Origin of the sequence: Haloarcula sp. R1-2 (assembly GCF_011627385.1) — an archaeon.
In the GTDB taxonomy this organism is placed as follows: Archaea; Halobacteriota; Halobacteria; order Halobacteriales; family Haloarculaceae; genus Haloarcula; species Haloarcula marismortui.
This window is the reverse complement of the sequence record NZ_JAANTG010000001.1, coordinates 838,001-855,531: the sequence shown is the minus strand read 5'-3', so window position 1 is coordinate 855,531 and position 17,531 is coordinate 838,001. Positions and strand designations below refer to the sequence as shown.

Annotated in this window: 18 protein-coding genes; 7 read left to right on the top strand and 11 right to left on the bottom strand. The window is 61.8% G+C overall.

Annotation, left to right across the window (positions count from 1 at the left end):
* Positions 1-94: 94 nt before the first annotated feature.
* Positions 95-748, bottom strand: coding sequence for a TrkA family potassium uptake protein (locus G9C82_RS04275; RefSeq protein ID WP_007188348.1), 654 nt, complete (start codon positions 746-748; stop codon positions 95-97).
* 211 nt (positions 749-959) lie between these two features.
* Between G9C82_RS04275 and G9C82_RS04270 the strand changes: the two genes are divergently transcribed.
* Together G9C82_RS04270 and G9C82_RS04265 are read left to right on the top strand one after the other, a co-directional pair.
* Positions 960-2,414 (top strand): APC family permease, encoded by a 1,455-nt coding sequence (locus tag G9C82_RS04270; protein WP_007188349.1) that lies wholly within the window; start codon positions 960-962, stop codon positions 2,412-2,414.
* Between the two features lie 3 nt (positions 2,415-2,417).
* Positions 2,418-3,071 carry a TrkA family potassium uptake protein gene (locus G9C82_RS04265; RefSeq protein WP_004962845.1) on the top strand — a complete coding sequence of 218 codons (654 nt, stop codon included), beginning with the start codon at positions 2,418-2,420 and terminating at the stop codon, positions 3,069-3,071.
* A gap of 135 nt (positions 3,072-3,206) precedes the next feature.
* On the opposite strand, the gene G9C82_RS04260 is transcribed toward G9C82_RS04265, so the two are convergent.
* Positions 3,207-4,364: a dihydropteroate synthase gene (locus G9C82_RS04260; RefSeq protein ID WP_007188350.1), complete on the bottom strand. Its 1,158-nt coding sequence runs from the start codon at positions 4,362-4,364 to the stop codon at positions 3,207-3,209.
* A gap of 135 nt (positions 4,365-4,499) precedes the next feature.
* Here G9C82_RS04260 and G9C82_RS04255 point away from each other — a divergent pair, with 135 nt between their 5' ends.
* Positions 4,500-5,672: a HAMP domain-containing sensor histidine kinase gene (locus tag G9C82_RS04255; RefSeq protein ID WP_174789830.1), complete on the top strand. Its 1,173-nt coding sequence runs from the start codon at positions 4,500-4,502 to the stop codon at positions 5,670-5,672.
* Between the two features lie 96 nt (positions 5,673-5,768).
* Positions 5,769-6,785, top strand: coding sequence for a phosphotransferase family protein (locus tag G9C82_RS04250; protein WP_004962837.1), 1,017 nt, complete (start codon positions 5,769-5,771; stop codon positions 6,783-6,785).
* On the opposite strand, the gene G9C82_RS04245 is transcribed toward G9C82_RS04250, so the two are convergent.
* On the bottom strand, positions 6,782-7,660 hold the full coding sequence (locus G9C82_RS04245) for a carbohydrate kinase family protein (protein ID WP_127013455.1): 879 nt from the start codon (positions 7,658-7,660) through the stop codon (positions 6,782-6,784). The two genes, G9C82_RS04250 and G9C82_RS04245, sit on opposite strands and share 4 nt — an antisense overlap.
* A gap of 168 nt (positions 7,661-7,828) precedes the next feature.
* On the opposite strand from G9C82_RS04245, the gene G9C82_RS04240 reads away from it, so the two are divergent.
* From G9C82_RS04240 to G9C82_RS04230, 3 genes are read left to right on the top strand one after another with little or no spacing between them, the layout of a single operon-like run.
* Positions 7,829-9,322: a hypothetical protein gene (locus tag G9C82_RS04240; RefSeq protein WP_127013454.1), complete on the top strand. Its 1,494-nt coding sequence runs from the start codon at positions 7,829-7,831 to the stop codon at positions 9,320-9,322.
* Entirely contained in the window at positions 9,319-10,002 is a 684-nt protein-coding gene (locus tag G9C82_RS04235) for an ABC transporter ATP-binding protein (RefSeq protein ID WP_004962828.1), read from the top strand. The genes G9C82_RS04240 and G9C82_RS04235 overlap by 4 nt, the downstream gene beginning before the upstream one ends.
* A complete protein-coding gene (locus G9C82_RS04230) occupies positions 9,992-11,125 on the top strand; it encodes an ABC transporter permease (protein WP_127013453.1) in 1,134 nt (377 codons plus the stop codon). The genes G9C82_RS04235 and G9C82_RS04230 overlap by 11 nt, the downstream gene beginning before the upstream one ends.
* On the opposite strand, the gene G9C82_RS04225 is transcribed toward G9C82_RS04230, so the two are convergent.
* The 8 genes from G9C82_RS04225 to G9C82_RS04190 form a co-directional block, all read right to left on the bottom strand.
* On the bottom strand, positions 11,122-11,634 hold the full coding sequence (locus tag G9C82_RS04225; protein ID WP_004962823.1) for an HTH domain-containing protein: 513 nt from the start codon (positions 11,632-11,634) through the stop codon (positions 11,122-11,124). The two genes, G9C82_RS04230 and G9C82_RS04225, sit on opposite strands and share 4 nt — an antisense overlap.
* 747 nt (positions 11,635-12,381) lie before the next feature.
* Complete coding sequence (locus G9C82_RS04220) at positions 12,382-13,455, bottom strand: methionine synthase (protein ID WP_127013452.1); 1,074 nt, start codon at positions 13,453-13,455, stop codon at positions 12,382-12,384.
* 2 nt (positions 13,456-13,457) lie between these two features.
* A complete protein-coding gene (locus tag G9C82_RS04215; protein WP_127013451.1) occupies positions 13,458-14,456 on the bottom strand; it encodes a 5-methyltetrahydropteroyltriglutamate--homocysteine methyltransferase in 999 nt (332 codons plus the stop codon).
* A 62-nt stretch (positions 14,457-14,518) separates the two neighbouring features.
* On the bottom strand, positions 14,519-15,142 hold the full coding sequence (locus G9C82_RS04210; protein ID WP_127013450.1) for a HemK2/MTQ2 family protein methyltransferase: 624 nt from the start codon (positions 15,140-15,142) through the stop codon (positions 14,519-14,521).
* Position 15,143: 1 nt separating this feature from the next.
* Positions 15,144-16,001, bottom strand: coding sequence for a 16S ribosomal RNA methyltransferase A (locus G9C82_RS04205; RefSeq protein ID WP_127013449.1), 858 nt, complete (start codon positions 15,999-16,001; stop codon positions 15,144-15,146).
* Between the two features lie 80 nt (positions 16,002-16,081).
* Entirely contained in the window at positions 16,082-16,654 is a 573-nt protein-coding gene (locus G9C82_RS04200; protein ID WP_004962808.1) for a DUF655 domain-containing protein, read from the bottom strand.
* Between the two features lie 175 nt (positions 16,655-16,829).
* The gene (locus G9C82_RS04195) at positions 16,830-17,186 is read right to left on the bottom strand and encodes an RNA polymerase Rpb4 family protein (protein ID WP_004962807.1); all 357 of its coding nucleotides are present in this window, start codon (positions 17,184-17,186) and stop codon (positions 16,830-16,832) included.
* Positions 17,183-17,473, bottom strand: coding sequence for a 50S ribosomal protein L21e (locus G9C82_RS04190; RefSeq protein WP_004962804.1), 291 nt, complete (start codon positions 17,471-17,473; stop codon positions 17,183-17,185). Before G9C82_RS04190 ends, G9C82_RS04195 begins: the two co-directional genes overlap by 4 nt.
* Between the last annotated feature and the right edge of the window lie 58 nt (positions 17,474-17,531).

Sequence of the window (17,531 nt, the reverse complement as noted above, 5' to 3'; positions counted from 1 at the left end):
GGTGAATCCACTCGCTGTTAAGGGTACGTATCCACTGTTTCGAATATGAAGAAATAACAGGAGATGGCGGACGGAACTCCGACAATTCAGATCACTACCCGCGCATAAGCTTCAACACTTCGTCGACGACATCGGTTTCGACGGCGAGAATATACTGCTCCTCAGCCTTCAGAACCGTATCAGCCCCCGCGAGTTCCGTTCGGTCCGCCGTCGAGATCAGCAGGCTGCCGGACGGAAGCGCAATTTCGTCGAGACGACGCCCCGCCACAGGAGCGGACGGGGCGACGGTCACCTTGATGATATCGAGGTCTGCGGTCGGATAGACGAGTGTCCGGATGTCTTCCCCGGTCAGGATATCAGCCGCGTGGTCCCCACCGAGATATTCGGGTAGCAGCGTTGCGTCGACGACTTCATCGTACTCATGATCCGCCTCCGTCTCCGCTCTCGCGATGGTCCGAATCGAGGGCGCGTACTGCTGGGCTTCCATGCAGATGGCGAGGTTCGTGCCCGGTTCGTCGGTGAGCGCTGCGATAGCGTCGGCCTCGGCCAAGTCGGCCTGTTGCAGAATCGACGGTCGCGTGGCGTCACCGTGGATGACCGGCCCGATATACGCATCTGACAGCGCCTCGACGCGCTCCTCGTCGGACTCGATCAGCAGTACGTCGTGACCCTGATCGACGAGGTTTTCGGCGGTCTGTTTCCCGACGCGGCCGCCGCCGGCGATGACGAATCGCTTTGTCTGGGCCATTAGCCTACTGTTGACAACGTGCCACCTTCAATGCCCCGACAGTTCCAACCGACTGAGAACACAGTCGGCCGTACTGGGGGCCAGTCAGCAGAAGCTTTTATCAAATCCCCTCACAGTTCTTACAATAGAAGAACTAACCCCGGTACTCAAATGGACCGAATAGAGTACATACAGCGTATGATGGACGGCGCGCCGATTACAAACAGGATGCATGAGTAAGAGCCAGACGCGGTCGCCCGAAGCTGAACTTGGGCTACTTGACGCGACGATGATCGGGATGGGTGCGATGATCGGGGCCGGTATTTTCGTGTTAACGGGGTTGGCTGCCGAAATCGCTGGACCAGCCGCGATCCTCGTTTTCGCACTGAACGGCGTCGTGACGGCATTCACGGGACTTTCCTACGCGGAGCTTGCCGCCTCGATTCCGAAAAGCGGCGGTGGCTACGCGTTCGTGCGGGAGATATTCGACGACTTCGCCTCGTTCATCATGGGCTGGATGCTCTGGTTCGCCTACATGATTGCGGGGGCACTGTATGCGCTGGGCTTTGCGCCGAACTTTCTCGAACTGTTGCACGTCTACGACGTGGTCCCGTCACCGGACGAGATCGGCGCTGTTGCAGTTCCGGTCATTGATGTCGGGCTCCCACCGGCCTTTTTGCTGGCGTTTATTGCGGTTCTGGGCCTCGTGGCGCTCAACGCCGTCTCGACGGCTGCCAGCGGTAGTGTCGAGACGATTTTCACAATCATCAAAGTCTCCATTCTGGTCGTGTTCGTCGCGTTCGGGCTCACTTCACCGATGTTTTCCGGGGCCGAATTTCAGCCGCTGTTTCCGGAAGGGAGTGGAGCGGCTGCCGTCTTGCCGGCGATGGGACTCACTTTCATCGCTTTCGAGGGATACGACCTCATCACCACTGTCACGGAGGAAGTACAGAACCCGCGGGAAAACATCCCCAAAGCGATTTTTATTAGCCTCGCTGTGACTGTCGTCGTCTATCTGGCCGTTGTGACAGTCGCCATCGGGACGCTCGGGGCCGAGGGACTCGCCGACGCTGGCGAAGCCGGCATCGCCACGGCAGCAACATCGTTCATGCCGACCGGGTTACCGATTATCCAGAACGGTGGGGCACTCATCGTCTTTGGCGCTGTGTTCTCGACGCTCACTGCCCTCAACGCCGTCGTTATCGCGTCGTCACGCGTCGCGTTCTCGATGGGGCGTGAAGGGCAGTTACTCCCCTCGATTGGCCAGATACACCACCGCTACGGGACGCCGTTCGTCGCCATCCTCACCAGTGCCATCGTGATGCTTGGCTCAGTCGCACTGCCGACACAGAGCGCCGGCAATATGTCGAGCCTGTTCTTCCTGCTCTCGTTTATCATCGTCAACGTCGCGGTCATCAGACTCCGCAGGGAACGACCGAACATGAACCGGCCGTACGAGATGCCGTTCTACCCGGCACCGCCGATAATCGGTATCGCACTCAATCTGATTCTGACGGGGGTGCTGATAGAGTTCCTGCTCCGGACGGATCCACTGGCACTGGGACTCAGCGTCGCATGGATCTTGCTCGGCGCAGTCGTGTATTTCGCCCTCAAACGGATAAGACAGCAATCGGACCGTGAACAAGCGACTGCCGTCAGCGAAATAAAACCCGAGGCTGAAGACTAACTCATGACCCGAACACTCGATATTATCATCGCAGGCGGTGGACGCGTCGGTTTCCAGACAGCCGAGATACTCGCCGACCGCGGTCACGATGTGACGATTATCGAACGCGACGAGCGGATGGTTTCGGATATCGCCGATCAGTGGGTAGCGACGGTTATCCAGGGTGACGCGACGAATCCGGACATCATAGAACAGGCAGGCATCGAGCGAGCGGACGCAATTGCCGCGCTCACAGGTGAAACCGGACTGAACCTTGCGGTCTGTTTAGCTGCTGCGGAGCTGACGCCCAACATCCGAACGATTGCACGCATCGACCGCACAGCCGGTGAGGCGTACACCCGATTTGTCGACGCGGTGGTCTTTCCCGAACGAGCCGGTGCGAGGGTGGCAGCAAACGAAATCTTGGGGAGCGATGTCCAGACGCTTGCCGACGTGACTGGCACCCTCGATATCATGCTCGTCCGCGTTACTGACGGCGCTCCGGCCGCCGGAAAAGCACTCACAGACGTCCGCTTTCCCGAAGGCACCGTCGTTGTGTCCGACGATAACGGTGAGCGGATCGCCCGTGCCGACACGACCCTGACACCGGGGAGCCGCTACGTTATCGCCGTTGAACCTGATGTCGTCGATGAGGTACTGAACTTGATGCGCGGCTAGTGACCCGCAGTCAGCCTTCCCTCATCGCTGCGCGCTCCGTGTGATACGCTCGTTTCCACGGACAGCCGCGGGCAGTCGGGATGCGACGCAGGAGTGCGTGAAAATCTGTCGCTGCAGTACGACCAGCCGCGGCACTTAGACGCGCCGGGATAGCGAGGTCCGTAGTTCGCCGGCAAGCTCCCGGTGCCCGTCTTCGGCGAGGCTGTCGGTGACGACCTTCAGCGCAGCCGCGGAGCCGCCGACGTAGAGACTCCCGCCGTCTTTCTCGACCACCACTACATCAGTCACTTCGGCGACGGCCCGGAGGCTTGCCCGGGCGTCGTCGGTCACATCCCCGAGCAGGAACGTGAGTGTCGCGCCGTCGTCGGTCCCGCCGGCGACCGTCTCGCCGAGCGCCTGATGACGCGCCACTTCCCGCAGCGTCACGTCGGTCAGTTCCGCCACGGTGGGACCGGAGTCGGTCTCCGGTCGTGTCGTCCGCTCGTCACCGAGCGCGTCGGCCACTTTGACCACGTCGTGGGTTTCACGAGTGTCGTGGGTTCGGATGATGTGTGCGCCGCGTTCCGCTTCCATCGTCGCCGCGGCCAGTGATACGGCGAGCTGGTTCTCCGTCTCGGGCTGGTCGGCCAGATCGCCGAGGAAGTCCTCGCGGTTGGTCGCGGTGAGCATCGGCCGGTCGAAGGCGCGGAACTCCCGGAGGCGGCGGAACATCTCCCAGTTGTCCTCGAACTCCTTGCCGTCGTACCAGCCGCCGAACGCCGGGTCGATAATGGTCTTATCCGTGAACCCGTCCCGCTGGAGCGCCTCGAAGATGTCGTCGATGGTTTTCAGCGCACCGGGACTGGCCAGGTCCGGCGGACTGGCCATCTTGACGACCGGCATATCGTGGTCTTCGACGACACCTTTCATCTCCGGGTCGGCGAAGCCACACACGTCGTTGATAAGGTCGAAACCGTGGCCGATCGCTTCCTCGGCCACCTCAGCATAGCGCGTTTCGAGCGACAGCGGCACGTCGGCGTCGAGTTCGTCGACGAGCGGCGCGACCTCTTCGAGCCGGTCTTTCTCCATCTCGACCGGTTTGGACTCGTATTTGGGGTTCGCTGACTGGAGGCCGACATCAATGATGTCCGCGCCGGCGGGGACGAGGTTCTCCTCGATAGCCTCGGCGGCTTCCGCGGGGTCCAGATACACGCTCGGCTTGTACCCGGAGTTCGAACTCATGTTCAGCACGCTCATGACGCGTGTCGGGTGACCATCGCCCACCGGGAGGCCATCGATTTCGACCGTTCGCATACCGCTCTCTGAGGACTGTGGATACAAAGGTCTCGCGGCATCGGCGAAACGGCAACGCCACGCGACATATCACTGATACAGAATCACCGAGTTTTTATATTCATGCATGAATTGTACGGGGTGGGTGGGGAGTTAATGATCAGATTCGATCTCGATTCGTTCGAGGCTGTAACACAGCAGCTGATGGCTGCGGAGTCCGAGCGGGAGATCTGTGAGATCGCAATGTCCGGAGTTTCGTCTGTGTTCGACGTGCCACTCGGAGCGCTGTGGCTGTATGATAGCGACGCTTCGGAACTGCAGTTGGCTGCGTCGACGGAGCGGGCGGACGAGGTGTTCGACCGGCCGGTGACGTACCGACCCGGCAACAGCCTCTCGTGGGAGGCGTTCGAGCAGGACGATGTCCGGACGTACTCCGAACTCGACGACGAGCGAAGCCAGTACAACGAAAACTCCCCCGTCAGTAGCGAGATCATTCTGCCGCTCGCCGAGTACGGGGTTATCAACATCGGGTCGCTGACCCCAGTTACATTCGACGATGAAACGGTTCGACTCGCGCGGATGTACGCAACGCACGTTCAGGCGGCACTGCAGAAAGCCGAGCGCGAGCACGACCTCCGCGTCCAGCGCGACCGGATGGAACAGCTCATTGGCGTCGTTTCACACGATCTCAGAAACCCGCTTCACGTTGTCGAGGGGCGACTCGAACTCGTTCGAGAGACCGGCGACCTGTCCCATCTCGACGATGCGGCGGAAGGCGTGGCTCGCATGGAATCGCTCATCGATGACCTGCTGACCCTCGCAAAGAAGGGGTATGCGGTCGAAGACCGAACAACGATTTCACTTGACACCATTGTCGAACGGACGTGGGAGATGGCCAGAACAGCCGACGCAACGCTGAAGATCGAAGGGTCCGCCCCGGTGTTCGGTGACCAGAACCGCCTCAAACAGGTGTTCGAGAACCTCTTTCGGAACGCGGCGGACCACGCTGGCGATGACGTGACCGTCTGGGTCGGTCCGCTTGTCGGCGACGGGGCAGCCGAGAGAGACAGTGCGAACGAGCGAGGCGAGGGCCGAGTGACAGGTTTCTACGTCGCTGACGACGGACCGGGTATTCCAGCCGACAAACTGAACGATGTTCTCTCGGTCGACGCCTTCTCAGGCAGTAACAACGGCCTCGGCCTGTCTATCGTTGCCCAGATCACCGACGCCCACGGCTGGGACATCTCGGTGTCTGAGAGCAGGGCCGGCGGCGCACGATTCGAAGTGACCGACGGGACGAAACCAGTCTCACCGTTTCACTCCTGGTAGCACGGAACTGGCGACTGACAGCGTCTGAACTGGGTGCCAGTGCTGTCCGTGGTGGGATTGACAGATTTATTTGGTCGCCCACTGTATGGTAAGTCAGTGCAGACCCCGGAACAGGACATCGAAGCCGTGCTCAAAGAGTCAGGCCCGGAGTACGAAGGGTTCCAGTTCGAGACCCCGGGTGGGGGCCACCAGAGCGATGTCTACATGGTAACGCTGCGCCACAACGGCGAGGCGTACGAGGTGGTCGTGAAGTTCAAGCCACAGGGCGATGTCCCGTTCGCCGTCGAACCCTGTCTCCACGACTTCGTCGCCGGCCGGACCGATGTCCCTGTTCCACGCATCCTTGTCTACGAGGACAACCCCGACGCCGATGTCCCGCCGTATTTCGTCACCGAGCGTATCCACGGCGAGAATCTGGCCGAGGAGTTCGCCGGGCTTTCGACTGCGGACCGACGGCGGGTGCTGGCCCAGTCCGGCCGGATACTCGGCGATATGCACTCCGAGATCGGGTTCGAGGCGTTCGGTCGGCTCACGCTTCATGACGACCGGATCATCGTGAGTGACTGGATGGGCAACTGGCAGGAGTACTTCGAGAGTCTCACCAGATCCCACCTGTCCCACCTCGATGGGACGCCCTTCGAGGACATGACAGACCGGGCGTGGGACTGTATCGAACCGGCCCTGAGTATGGTGCCCGAAGACGGCGTTCCGCGGCTGGTACACGACGATTTCAGGCCGGCAAATCTGATGTTCGAGCAGACGGAGGAATCGCCGATTACAGCTGTCCTCGACTGGCAGGACGTACTCGCGGCGCTACCGGAGTACAACCTCGCACAGACCGAGTTCCTCTTCATCGACTCGTCGTTTCAGGACCCGGAACGGCGCGAATCGCTCCGAACGGTGTTCCACGAGGGATATCAGGAGATGCGCCCGATGGAGTTCGACGAGGGGTACGAGCAGCGACGGCCCCTCTACCAGCTCTCGACGCTCCTGTGGCGGATGGCCGGCTTCGAGGCCGTCTTCGACGACAAGTCAGGCCTTGCCGCCGCTCGGGCCGAAGCCCAGTACCGCCAGCAGTTCGAGCGGCTCGTCGAGGAGATACAGACGAATTAGGCCGTTTCGGGCGGTTGGCCGCTGTCGACAAGCTCCCACACGGACTCCCAGTCGAGTGTCGTCTGTGCGCCGGATGACTGCGCTGCGAGTGCGCCACAGGCGTTGGCGACTGCGAGCGCACGCTCCGGGTCAGTCTCCTGTGCGCTGGCGAGCAGATACCCGGCAGCGAACGCGTCGCCCGCGCCTGCAGTGTCCACAGACTCTATTGGATACCCAGCGTTCGTGACCGTTTGGTCGCCGATGTGGGCCGTTGCGCCGCAGTCCCCGTGCTTGACCACAACTGTCGGCACTGTCTCGAAGAGCCCGCTGTCTCTGGCGTGGTCGGCCTCCCGGTCGTTGCAAAACAGGATCTCCGCATGTGAGAGCACCGATGAGTAATCGCGGTATGGAAGCCGCCGGCCGGGGTCGAAGCTCACCGGAACATCCGCGGCCGCGGCGTCGCGTGCGAGCGTCGCAGCCGTCGTCGGATTTTGGCCGGTCAGGTGGAGGTGGTCGGCCTCGGCTAGGGTCTCGGCCGGGAGGTCCGACGCGTTGAACGCCTCGTTGGCCCCGTCGTTTCCAAGCACCGCGACATCGCCGTTCTCGTCCACGATGAGGTATTTCATGGCCGTCGCCTCGTCCGACTCGATCAGCAACGTCTCGACGCCGGTGGCTGCCAGTTCGCGCCGGGCCATGGTGCCGTGGTCGTCCCGGCCGACGCTACCGAGGACTAGCGGGTCCGCATCAAGTCCGGCCAGTGCGACGGCCGCGTTCGATGCGCTCCCCCCGCTAGACTGTGACCGGTCAGTGATGCGCCCCTCGCCGTCGGGCTTTGGAAGGTGGTCGACGTGGAGCGTCACGTCCCAGTTGACGTGGCCGGCACAGATGACGCGCATATCCACGGCTGGGAGGGGCGCTATCATAGCAGTTTCCCACTGCGGTCTATGCAGCATATTTAACACTGACCGGAACGGACCGGCGCACATGGTAACGGTCCCCGATAGCGTCCTCCCAATGAGTTGTCGGACCAGCATACGATTACTACAGCCAGAGGTGACTGCGTGATGCGTCACGGTGTGGCTGTACTCGCCTGCTTGGTCATCGTCGGCTCGCTTCCGCTGTCAGTCGCCGGCGCGAGCGTCAACGCATCGATATCAACCGTTGACGTGTCGCCGTCATCGCCAGCGCCGGGCGAAACCGTCACGTTCGACACGACTGTCCGGAATCTTGAGAGCAGCGATGCCCCGCTCGAAATCAACGATATTGCAATCCGGAAGTCGGGCGGCAGAGGAATCACAGAGTACGAACGCGTCTCGGACCTTGGCTCAATTTCGCCGGGCAGCACACTGGAAGTACCCCTGACCGCCTCGTTTGATTCGGCTGGAAGCAAGGACCTCCGCGTCATCGTGTACGGCCGTGACCGCAAGACCGGAGACAACATCGAACTCAAATATCCGGTCCAGTTGAACGTTCAGGAGCGGCACCCGCAGATGGATATCACGGCTGACGACTCTGTCGCCGGCGTTGAGTCGACCGGCGAGGTCACCGTCGCAAACGGGCTCGACACCCAGATAACGAACGTTGAGATTGTCGTCGAAGGCGATGGCGTCAAGATGACAAACAGTCGGACAGTCCGGTCAAGCGTCGCAGAGAACGGCTCGATTACAGCCCCGTTCCGGTTCCGACCCGAATCTGCCGGCGAACACTCACTGACCGCAACGATTAGCTACACTGTTGACGGAGACACTACCCGTAGCACGACACGGACGACAGTCATCGATTCGGACCCGCTACGGAACAGTGTGGAACTCGATACGACTGCGGTCGGCAGCGGCACTGACCGCGCGTTGCGGGTCGCGGTCTCGAACGGGGCCAACGCTCCGCTCTCGGATGTCATGATTAGTGCAACGTCGGAGAACGCGTCGTTCCAGCGTGTCCTGCTTGAGAACATCTCAGCGAGTACGACCCGACAGGTGCGACTGAACGCCACGATGGACGAACCCCGTGCGGATGTCACTGTCACGGCCAACTACGAACTCGGGACTGAAACGGAGCAGATGACGACCGAAACGACGCTCCGATCCGTCCCGGGAACGATCGACCTCACCGGTCTGGACGTGATCCGACAGGGGGGACGCCTCCAGATTTCAGGGAGTGCAAGCAACGTCGGGTCGACGGATGCGGACAGCGTCCTCGTCAGCGTCGTCAACACTGAGAGCGTCACTCCGGCGACCCCGAACCGGGATTACTTCGTCGGCACGGTCCCGGCCAGTGACTTCGTCTCCTTCGACGTGTACGCCCAGACGACGGGGAATGTCACGTCGGTACCGCTGGAGGTGACCTACCTCGTCGACGACACGCGGAAGCGACAGACGTTCGACGTGGATATCGACCGGATGGGCGCTTCAGCACAGCAAGCGGGCCAGGACGACGACAGCGGGGGCGGTGACCAGAACAGTATGCTGCCGGTGTTCATCGCCGGCGGCCTGGCACTACTCGTCGTCGTCGGTGTCCTCGTGCGCCGCTATCGCCGCGGTGACGACGATATCGAGGTATGACGGTTATCGACGCACAGGGACTGGTCAAGCGCTACCGGACCGGCGGCCAGACCCTCTACGCACTCGCGGGTATCGACTTCACCCTCGAAGCCGGCGAGTTCGTCTCGATTATGGGCCCCAGCGGCAGTGGCAAGACGACCCTGCTTAACATCCTTGGACTGCTAGATACGCCGACAGAGGGGACCGTCCTGCTTGAGGGGCAGGACGTGACCGGCCTCGGCGACAGCAAGCGGACCGCGCTCCGCAAGCAAACGATAGGGTTCGTGTTCCAGCACTTCTATCTCCTGCCGACGTTGACTGCTGTCGAGAACGTCGAAGTACCACTGCTGTTGGACAGTGACCCGAAAGTCAAAAAACGGGCCAGAACGCTCTTAGAGCGGCTTGGGCTCGGTGACCGACTGGGCCACAAGCCCGACGAACTCTCCGGCGGCCAGAAGCAACGCGTCGCCATCGCCCGCTCGCTCATCAACAGCCCGAAGGTCGTTCTCGCCGACGAACCGACGGGTAACCTCGACAGCGAAACCGGGCGGCAGATACTCGACGAGTTCCAACGCATCGCCGACGAGGACGACGTGGCAATCGTCGCAGTCACCCACGACGACCTGGTCAACGAATACGTCGACCGGACCGTCCATCTGGTCGACGGCACCATCGGGAGGGAACGAAAAAATGGCGGGTAGGTTCTTCCCGGCCGCGCTGATGGCGCGGCGCAACCTCACGCGAACGAAGATGCGGTCGTTGCTGGCGTCGCTGGGTATCGTCATCGGCGTCGTTGCCATCGCTTCGCTGGGGATGTTCGGCGTCGCGCTCCAGTACTCGTTTACCCAGAACCTCGGCAACGTCGGAAACCAGCTCACGGTGTATCCGAACTCCGGCGAAAACATCACTGAACTCACCGAACGAGATATACGCTCGATCCGCCGGGAGGCGAGCCCGACAGCAACTGTCTCACCGGTGAAGACCCGCGTGGAGCCGGTGTCGTACAACCGCGAGGACGCAGTCAGGGAAACAATATACGGCGTTGAGAACCCGGCGGAGTTGTACGAGGCCAAGGAGGGGCGGGTATCGCCGTTCCGGTCCGGTGCGCTTGTCGGGTCGAACGTCGCGGAGGAGCACGACCTGCATCCCGGGAGCCAGATCACCGTCAACGGGACCAGTGTCCGTATCCGGGCTGTGCTCGAAGAAGGTGACCCGTTCTCCTCGACGAACCCCGACAACCGAATCATCATGCCGGCGACGTCGTTCAGCCAGCGTGGCTACTCGGAAGTGTACGTTATCGAGTCGACCGGGACACGGGCCAACGAGACGGCAATGGGGATCCGCGACGCGCTCAACGACCGTGAGGAGCGGGTCTTCGTGCAGGAACTGGGCTCGCTCGTCGACACCATCGAAGAGCAGTTCCAGATCATCAACACCGTCCTCGCCGGCATCGCATCGATTTCGCTGCTCGTGGCCGGCATCTCGATTCTCAACGTCATGCTGATGTCCACTGTCGAACGCCGGGAGGAAATCGGCGTCCTCAGAGCTGTCGGCTATCAGAAGCGGGATGTCCTCAAAGTGATGCTGATGGAAGCGACGCTGCTTGGGTTCCTCGGTGGCGTCGCTGGTGTCATTCTGAGCCTCGGTGCCGGGCTGGCGATAAACCACTACGCCGTCGGTGACGCGATGGCCGTCTTCAGGCTACCGAACGCCTGGTACGTCGGTGCGGCGTTCTCCTTCGGGGTGCTGACGAGTATCATCAGCGGGCTGTATCCGGCCTGGAAAGCAGCGAGCGAAGAACCAGTCGACGCGCTACGCGGTTAAATCGTCGCGTCGACGCCCGGTTCCAGCAGCGGGTCGGTCCGGTCGACCGACAGGGAGTCGAACTGCGCGAGCCAATCTTCGTCGCCGCGCTCGAAAGCCTCTAGCGCGTCGCCGACAGTGTAGGTCCGTTTCTCGTCCGAGCACGGGAACACGCCCTCCAGGTCGTCGCCGTCATAAATTGCCAGCGAGACGACTGGGAACACGACCACGTCGTCGACGCGGTCCATCCCGACGTAGCTCCGGTTCCGCCGCTCGAACGCCGGTTCGAGCGAGTGGCCGTTCTGGCCCGCCCAGTCTGTGAATTCCTCGTATGTCTGGATGGCTTCCGACCGCTTGTCCTCCGCCATCGTCCTGATCCGCTGCCACTCACCGGCGACCATCGACTCGCTGAACACGCCGTTGGCCTCCAGTCGCTTCACCCGATTGAGCACCTGCTGTTGTGCGTCGAACGTGCCGTACGTATCTCCACGAAGATACAGTTCTGCCCGAAGATGTGTGTCCCCTGTCATAGTTTTCTCATCGCTAGCTTCTCCAGAGACCCTCAAAACTCTTTCCCAGACTTATGTGCTAACACACAGCACGAACTATATTCGAGAATCATTGGTTTGAGGCGCTCTATATCCATAATATAGGGTATTCACCTGACTATGGAATACCCTTATACTATTAGTACATCAACAATTATATTCCTCTTGGGTCGATGTTAGTTTCGATGTCTGTCGAACAAACGTACGGTGTGTCTCTTCCAGTTTAGACGGCAAATTCACAAATTTATAAGAAAGTAAATAGTTGTCTTCCGGGTGCCTTGGTGTTCAAGCATTCCCGTGACGGACAGTTCGAGATCGCGCTGGTCGGAGTTCCACAGTTCTTGGTCGACCCCGCACCCGATATGGTCGCCAGATGTGTCTGCTACATTTGCCGGTTTAGGGGCCGCCGCGTGCGAGAATGTTCGATAGCTGCCGAAATCAAAGCCCACCTTCGTCGAAATACAGTCAACCGTGCACCGTGAGCAGACTCCTGTCGGTCGCTCAGCCCGCGCTGCTCGCGGGTCGCTCCATGCACGGCTTCACCGATTCAGGTTCGAAGCGCAGCGTGTCCCGCACCCTTCGCTTGGTATTCGAGAGCCCGCACCACGTTCGGACTCTCGCTACTCGTTCGCTACAAAACAGTTGACAGCTCGCGGTCGAGACTGCTCACCGATTCAATCGTCCGCTACACAGACGCTTGACAGTTTGCAGCCGAGACTGCTCACCGATTCAATCGTCTGCGTGCGCTTCCGCACCACTCGCAACGATGTCGATCTCGCCGGCGTCCAGCTCCTCTTCGATCTCGCGGGCCGCCTGCACCATGTTTTCCATCTTGCCGTAGGCGACCTCACGGGGCAGGAGCTTCACGCCGCAGTCCGGCGAAACGGTGAGTCGCTCCGGGGGCACGACTTCCAGCCCCTTCTTGATGTTCTCCTTGATTTCCGCAACGGACTCGACCTCTGCGGTGTGGGCGTCCAGCACGCCCATGGCGAAGTCCTTCGTGAACTCGTGCTCTTTGAACACGTCGAGCTGGTCGTAGTCGCCGTTTGCGAGTTCCAGATCGTACTCGTGGACCGGGTAATCCAGAATTTCGGGGTAGATGCGCGAGTAGTCGCCGTAACAGACGTGCAGGCCGAGACGCACGTCGTCAGGGATCTCGTCGACAATGCGTTCCAGACACTCGCCGACGATGGCGTGGTCGTCCGGCGTCGTGGCCAGTGCCGGCTCGTCGATCTGGATGTATCGAGCGCCAGCCTCAACCAGCGCCTCGATCTCCTCGTTGACGAGGTCGGCCAGTTCGTAGGCCAACTGCTCCTCGCTGTCGTACACTTCGTTGAACGACCAGTTGGCGAGCGTGTACGGCCCTGTAATCGGAACCTTGACGGGCCGTTCAGCGACCTCGTCAGTAAACTCGAACTCCTCGACGAGCCACTGCTCGCCGTACTCGACCTCGTCGGCGACGCTCGGCTTGTCGAAGTAGTTGTGGCCCCACACCTTCACACGGCCGTTGAACTCGTAGCCGTCGATGCGGTGGGCGAAGTACTCCACCATCTCGTTGCGGCGCATCTCGCCGTCACAGATGACATCGAGGCCTGCACGTTCGTGCTCGTGAGTGATGAGCCGCGAGGCGTCGTCTTTCGATTCCTCCCACTCGTCCTCGCTGAAGTCGGCGTCCTCGTCCTCGAACAGCTCGCGGGCACGGTCGTGCCACTTGGGCTTGGGGTAGGAGCCGACGACGGTCGTCAGCAGGAAGTGGTCGTTCGGGTGATCCGCCGGTTTGAACTGGTCTCGTGGTCCTGTCATCGTTATGCCTCCGCCGCCTCCAGATCCGCGGCGTTTGCGAGCGCTTCGAGCTTATCTTCGAACTTGTTCACCGGGAGATAGAACGTTTCCGTGTTCGCCGTCGCGTAGACGGTGTCGTAAGCAGTGTTGGTCTGCTGCTCGAACCAGTCGATTCGGTCCCGGATCGTTTCGGGCGACTCGACGAGCGTGTTCTGGCCGTCGACAACGCCAAGCGCCACGTCGTCCTTGGTGCCGTACTCCTGCACGTTGTAGACGGTCTGGTCGTGGTTCGCAACGAGGTCGAAGCCGATGGCGTCCACGTCGGCGTCCATCAGGTGCGCGTAGGCCTTCTCCTCGATTGCGCCCCAGTAAGTGTGAGCGACGACCTCGGCGTCGGCGGCTGAGGCGACGGCGTCGATTGCTTCGGCGGCGCGCTCGTCCTCGCCGTCGGCGGGTGCGTTCTCGACCAGCGACGGTTCAAGCAGGAACAGCGTCTCGACATCCGGGAAGGCGTTTACTTCCTCGACGAGGAAGTCGGCGATAGCATCGAGGAACGCGGCGTCGTCACCGTAGTGCTCGTCCGTCGCGAGGTCCGCAAGCGAGTACGGCCCGGGGAGTACGGCCTGAAGGCCGTTGTCGACGTGCTCGGCGGCCGCGCCGAGGTCTGCGGCAACGTCGCCGCCGTCAGCACTCAGGTCGCCCTGTACGACCGGCTCTCGGTAGAAATTGTTGTTGTCGTAGTAGCGGACGATGCCTTTCGTCTCCACGCTGTCGTGGACCGCGAGCGGGTGCGCAAGCATGTCGTCCCAGCGGAGTTGGCCCTCGACCACGCGGTCGAGCCCGGCGTCCTGCTGGATGGTGATGACGTTCTCGCGGGCCTTGTCGTAGGCCGCGACAACCTCACCGGATTCGTCGCCCGAGATGAGGTCGGTCTTCTGATGGCCCTTCAGATCTGCCAGTTCGTCCTTGGCCCAGTCCGGGAGCGGAAAGAGCCCAGGGGTCGTGGCGATTACCTGTGTCATTGCCAAGGAGTAGTCAATGACGGGCTTTAATATTTCCTATTCACTAAAATGCTTAACAGTAATCAATCTCGATAGAACCGCAGGACGACGAGGGCCTCGTATGGGTGTTTCTCACTCGCAAGCTGCTCGCTCGCCAGCCCGTGTTCGCTCGCGTACGCTCGCACTGCAGCCGGGTCCGTGAGACTGCTGACGAGCATGAGTGCTTCGCCGCCCGGAGCCAGCACGCGCTCGACAGTTTCGAGAAACGGGTCGACGAGTCGCCGTCCGTCGTCGCCACCCGACAGCGCGTGCTCCATCCAGTCGTCCCACTCCTGTTCGGGCGGCGTCGGCAGGTACGGCGGATTGAACGCGACAAGGTCGAAGGCGTCCGCCCGGAACGGCTCGACGAGGTCGCCGCGAACGACCGGGACGCCGTTGTCGGCTGCCTCTCGACAGGCCAGCGGGCTCACGTCGACGCCCACCGCCCGTGCCCCGGCGTCGGCAAGCGTCGCGGCGACATAGCCGGAGCCCGTCCCCACATCGAGGACGGTATCGCCCGCCTCGACTCGCTCGCGGGCCGTCCGGGCCAGCAGGTCCGAATCCTCCGCTGGCTGGTACACCGACTCGACGCCCCGCTGGTCGGCCAGCGAAGGGCGGCTGCCGGAACCGTCGCCCCCGTCGCCGCTGTCGTTCGCCTCTTCACCCATCTCAGGCCTCCGGCTGCCCGACCTCGTACGCGAGTGTCGCCAGCGTGGCGAAGTCGGCCGGCGTGAGCTTCCCGGCGCGGGCGCTCATGAGGTCCTCGTCAGCGGCCTCAACTACTGTGTCAGGGTCGCCCAGCCCGGAGATGTGGGCCGTGTTGCGGACGGCGTTGCGCATCGTCTTCCGGCGCTGGGTGAACACTGCCTTCAGGAAGTCCATGAAGAAGTCGTCGCTGGGGACGGTGTAGTCGGGTTTCCGCGGCAGCGTCCGGACGAGCGCACTCGTCACACGAGGCTGGGGGTCGAACGCTTCCGGCGGCACCGTCTCGACGACCTCCACGTCGGCGTAGTGGCCCGCCGTAACCGACAGCCGCCCATAGTCGTCCGTCGCCGGGTCGGCGGCCATCCGCTCGGCGAACTCCTGCTGGAACATCAACAGAAGCGGGCGCTGTTCCGGCAGCAACCGAAACGCGATCTCAGAGGATGCGCCGTAGGGTAAATTCGAGATGCTGGCGGTGAAATCGGGTACGTCAACTTCAAGCGCGTCACCCTCGACGATAGTGAGCCGGTCCGCCGCGACCTCCTCGGTAAATTCCTCGCGGAGATGGGCCGCGAAGTCCGGGTCGCGCTCGACTGCAGTCACCCGCTCGGCCGTTGCGAGCAGGCGGTCGGTCAGCGCACCCGGGCCTGCGCCGATCTCCAGAACGTGCGAGAGGTCTATGTCCGCATCAGTCGCGTATTCCGGAATTCGGTCCAGTACCCGGTCGTCGACGAGGAAGTGCTGGTCCTTCCGGGTGTCGGCCCGTTTGCCGGCCCGCCGGACAAGCGCGTCGGGGTCCCGAGTCCCTGTCTCAGTCGTAGTCATTAGCGAGCCGTAGCGGGTCGCGGTAGAAAAGGGTCGCCTTGTGCTGGTGGCCCTACCCTAGCTGCTTGCAGCCGACAGTGTTACGAGGACTGTTCCTCGCGCCGGACGAACAGTCGGTACTTCAGGTCGTCATCCTGTAGCTCTTCGAGTATCCGCTCGACAAGCGTCTCCTTGGGGCTGTGGAGGCCGCTGACGCGCTCTTCGAGGTCTTCGAAGCTCTCGAAGGGCTTTCGCTTTCGCTCGTCGAGAATCGTGTTCCGGAGTTTCTTCCCTATGCCCGGCAGGAGGTTCAACTGGTGGAGTCGAAGCGTGATCGGCTGGGCGTCGTTGTAGAAGTCGACGAAGCGCTGTTCGTTCGCCTCGACAACCTCCTCGACGGCGTAGTCGAGCTCCGAGCGGGCACCGCTCGGAATATCCTCGAACTCGACTTCCGTCACGCGACCGAACTCTGTCAGATCAATGCGGTCACCGAACGCGATATCGGCATCCTTGTCCGCAAGCTGCAGCTCGTAAATGTAGAACTCATCGATGTCGAGCGCGTACGCGAGCGGCTCCTTCTGGTGCTGTGGCCGGTCGTCTCCAGGCCGCCCGTGCGGGAGGACATCGAGGACAGCCGCCATCATAGTGTCGCCGCCGCTCTCCGATTCAGTCATGTCAGGCAGTACGAGCACAGCACACTTAATGCCGGTGGATGCCCCCAACCGCTTCACGGGACGCCGTCGCTCTCTTCGTGTTCGGTTCGACGGCAGCGGAAAGCGACCACTGTTCGCGTGACTGGTCGTTGTCGAAATCAGAGAAAGAGCAGCGGCAGCCGAACTGACGGCGTCGTTACGCGTACTGCTTGACGATGTTGATTATCTCGTCGAGTTCGTCGCCGTCGAGCGTGTACCGCTCCTGAGCGAACACGGCCCGGAGCTCGTCGCGGTCCAGCGGTCGGAGGTTCGCGATCTTGTAGGCCGTCGGCGTGTCGACCTTCTCGAGCTCTTCGAGCTCTTCGACCAGCTGCAGCGACTCCTCGGGGTCGAGGAGGGCAAACCGGTTGACGTGCTCGATAGCCCGCTTGAGCTCGTAGCGCATCTCGCGGTCCTCGTCCGCGGCCCGCTCCATCTCGAGGTCTTCGAGTATCTCCTTGGTCTCCGCGACCGTCAGGAACTCCTCACTGACTTTTTCTTTGAATATCGTCATTCTTGCCGGCGCAGGTGCGCAGCGGTGACGATGATGGTCTTCTCTTTGCCACCGTCGACGATATCGACCTTGTACGCGTCACCCTGCTTCCCCTCGACGGTTCCGGTCTGGCCGTCAAACCGCGGGTGGAAGCGCCCGTTCGGCACGGACGGGTCAATCTTGAGGTGGACTTTCTCGCCGTCGTCGAACTCTTCGACGGCGCGCTGGGGCGGCGAGGTGCCGCGGTCGCGGGGCTTGTTCTTGAGCTTGCCTCGTGTTCCTTCGAGAGGTCCGTTTGAACTAGGCATTCTTGCTCTTCGCTAATCCGGTCGCCCTAATAAAACGTGCGTTCCGTGACTGTCGCCA

What these genes read in the sequence shown, in the direction of transcription:
- G9C82_RS04255 (WP_174789830.1), top strand. Translation starts at nt 4,500, where the DNA reads ATGATCAGATTCGATCTCGATTCGTTCGAGGCTGTAACACAGCAGCTG.
- G9C82_RS04225 (WP_004962823.1), bottom strand. Translation starts at nt 11,634, where the DNA reads ATGACAGGGGACACACATCTTCGGGCAGAACTGTATCTTCGTGGAGAT.
- G9C82_RS04240 (WP_127013454.1), top strand. Translation starts at nt 7,829, where the DNA reads ATGCGTCACGGTGTGGCTGTACTCGCCTGCTTGGTCATCGTCGGCTCG.
- G9C82_RS04235 (WP_004962828.1), top strand. Translation starts at nt 9,319, where the DNA reads ATGACGGTTATCGACGCACAGGGACTGGTCAAGCGCTACCGGACCGGC.
- G9C82_RS04265 (WP_004962845.1), top strand. Translation starts at nt 2,418, where the DNA reads ATGACCCGAACACTCGATATTATCATCGCAGGCGGTGGACGCGTCGGT.
- G9C82_RS04270 (WP_007188349.1), top strand. Translation starts at nt 960, where the DNA reads ATGAGTAAGAGCCAGACGCGGTCGCCCGAAGCTGAACTTGGGCTACTT.
- G9C82_RS04245 (WP_127013455.1), bottom strand. Translation starts at nt 7,660, where the DNA reads ATGCGCGTCATCTGTGCCGGCCACGTCAACTGGGACGTGACGCTCCAC.
- G9C82_RS04190 (WP_004962804.1), bottom strand. Translation starts at nt 17,473, where the DNA reads ATGCCTAGTTCAAACGGACCTCTCGAAGGAACACGAGGCAAGCTCAAG.
- G9C82_RS04195 (WP_004962807.1), bottom strand. Translation starts at nt 17,186, where the DNA reads ATGACGATATTCAAAGAAAAAGTCAGTGAGGAGTTCCTGACGGTCGCG.
- G9C82_RS04220 (WP_127013452.1), bottom strand. Translation starts at nt 13,455, where the DNA reads ATGACAGGACCACGAGACCAGTTCAAACCGGCGGATCACCCGAACGAC.
- G9C82_RS04275 (WP_007188348.1), bottom strand. Translation starts at nt 748, where the DNA reads ATGGCCCAGACAAAGCGATTCGTCATCGCCGGCGGCGGCCGCGTCGGG.
- G9C82_RS04215 (WP_127013451.1), bottom strand. Translation starts at nt 14,456, where the DNA reads ATGACACAGGTAATCGCCACGACCCCTGGGCTCTTTCCGCTCCCGGAC.
- G9C82_RS04200 (WP_004962808.1), bottom strand. Translation starts at nt 16,654, where the DNA reads ATGACTGAATCGGAGAGCGGCGGCGACACTATGATGGCGGCTGTCCTC.
- G9C82_RS04205 (WP_127013449.1), bottom strand. Translation starts at nt 16,001, where the DNA reads ATGACTACGACTGAGACAGGGACTCGGGACCCCGACGCGCTTGTCCGG.
- G9C82_RS04260 (WP_007188350.1), bottom strand. Translation starts at nt 4,364, where the DNA reads ATGCGAACGGTCGAAATCGATGGCCTCCCGGTGGGCGATGGTCACCCG.
- G9C82_RS04210 (WP_127013450.1), bottom strand. Translation starts at nt 15,142, where the DNA reads ATGGGTGAAGAGGCGAACGACAGCGGCGACGGGGGCGACGGTTCCGGC.
- G9C82_RS04230 (WP_127013453.1), top strand. Translation starts at nt 9,992, where the DNA reads ATGGCGGGTAGGTTCTTCCCGGCCGCGCTGATGGCGCGGCGCAACCTC.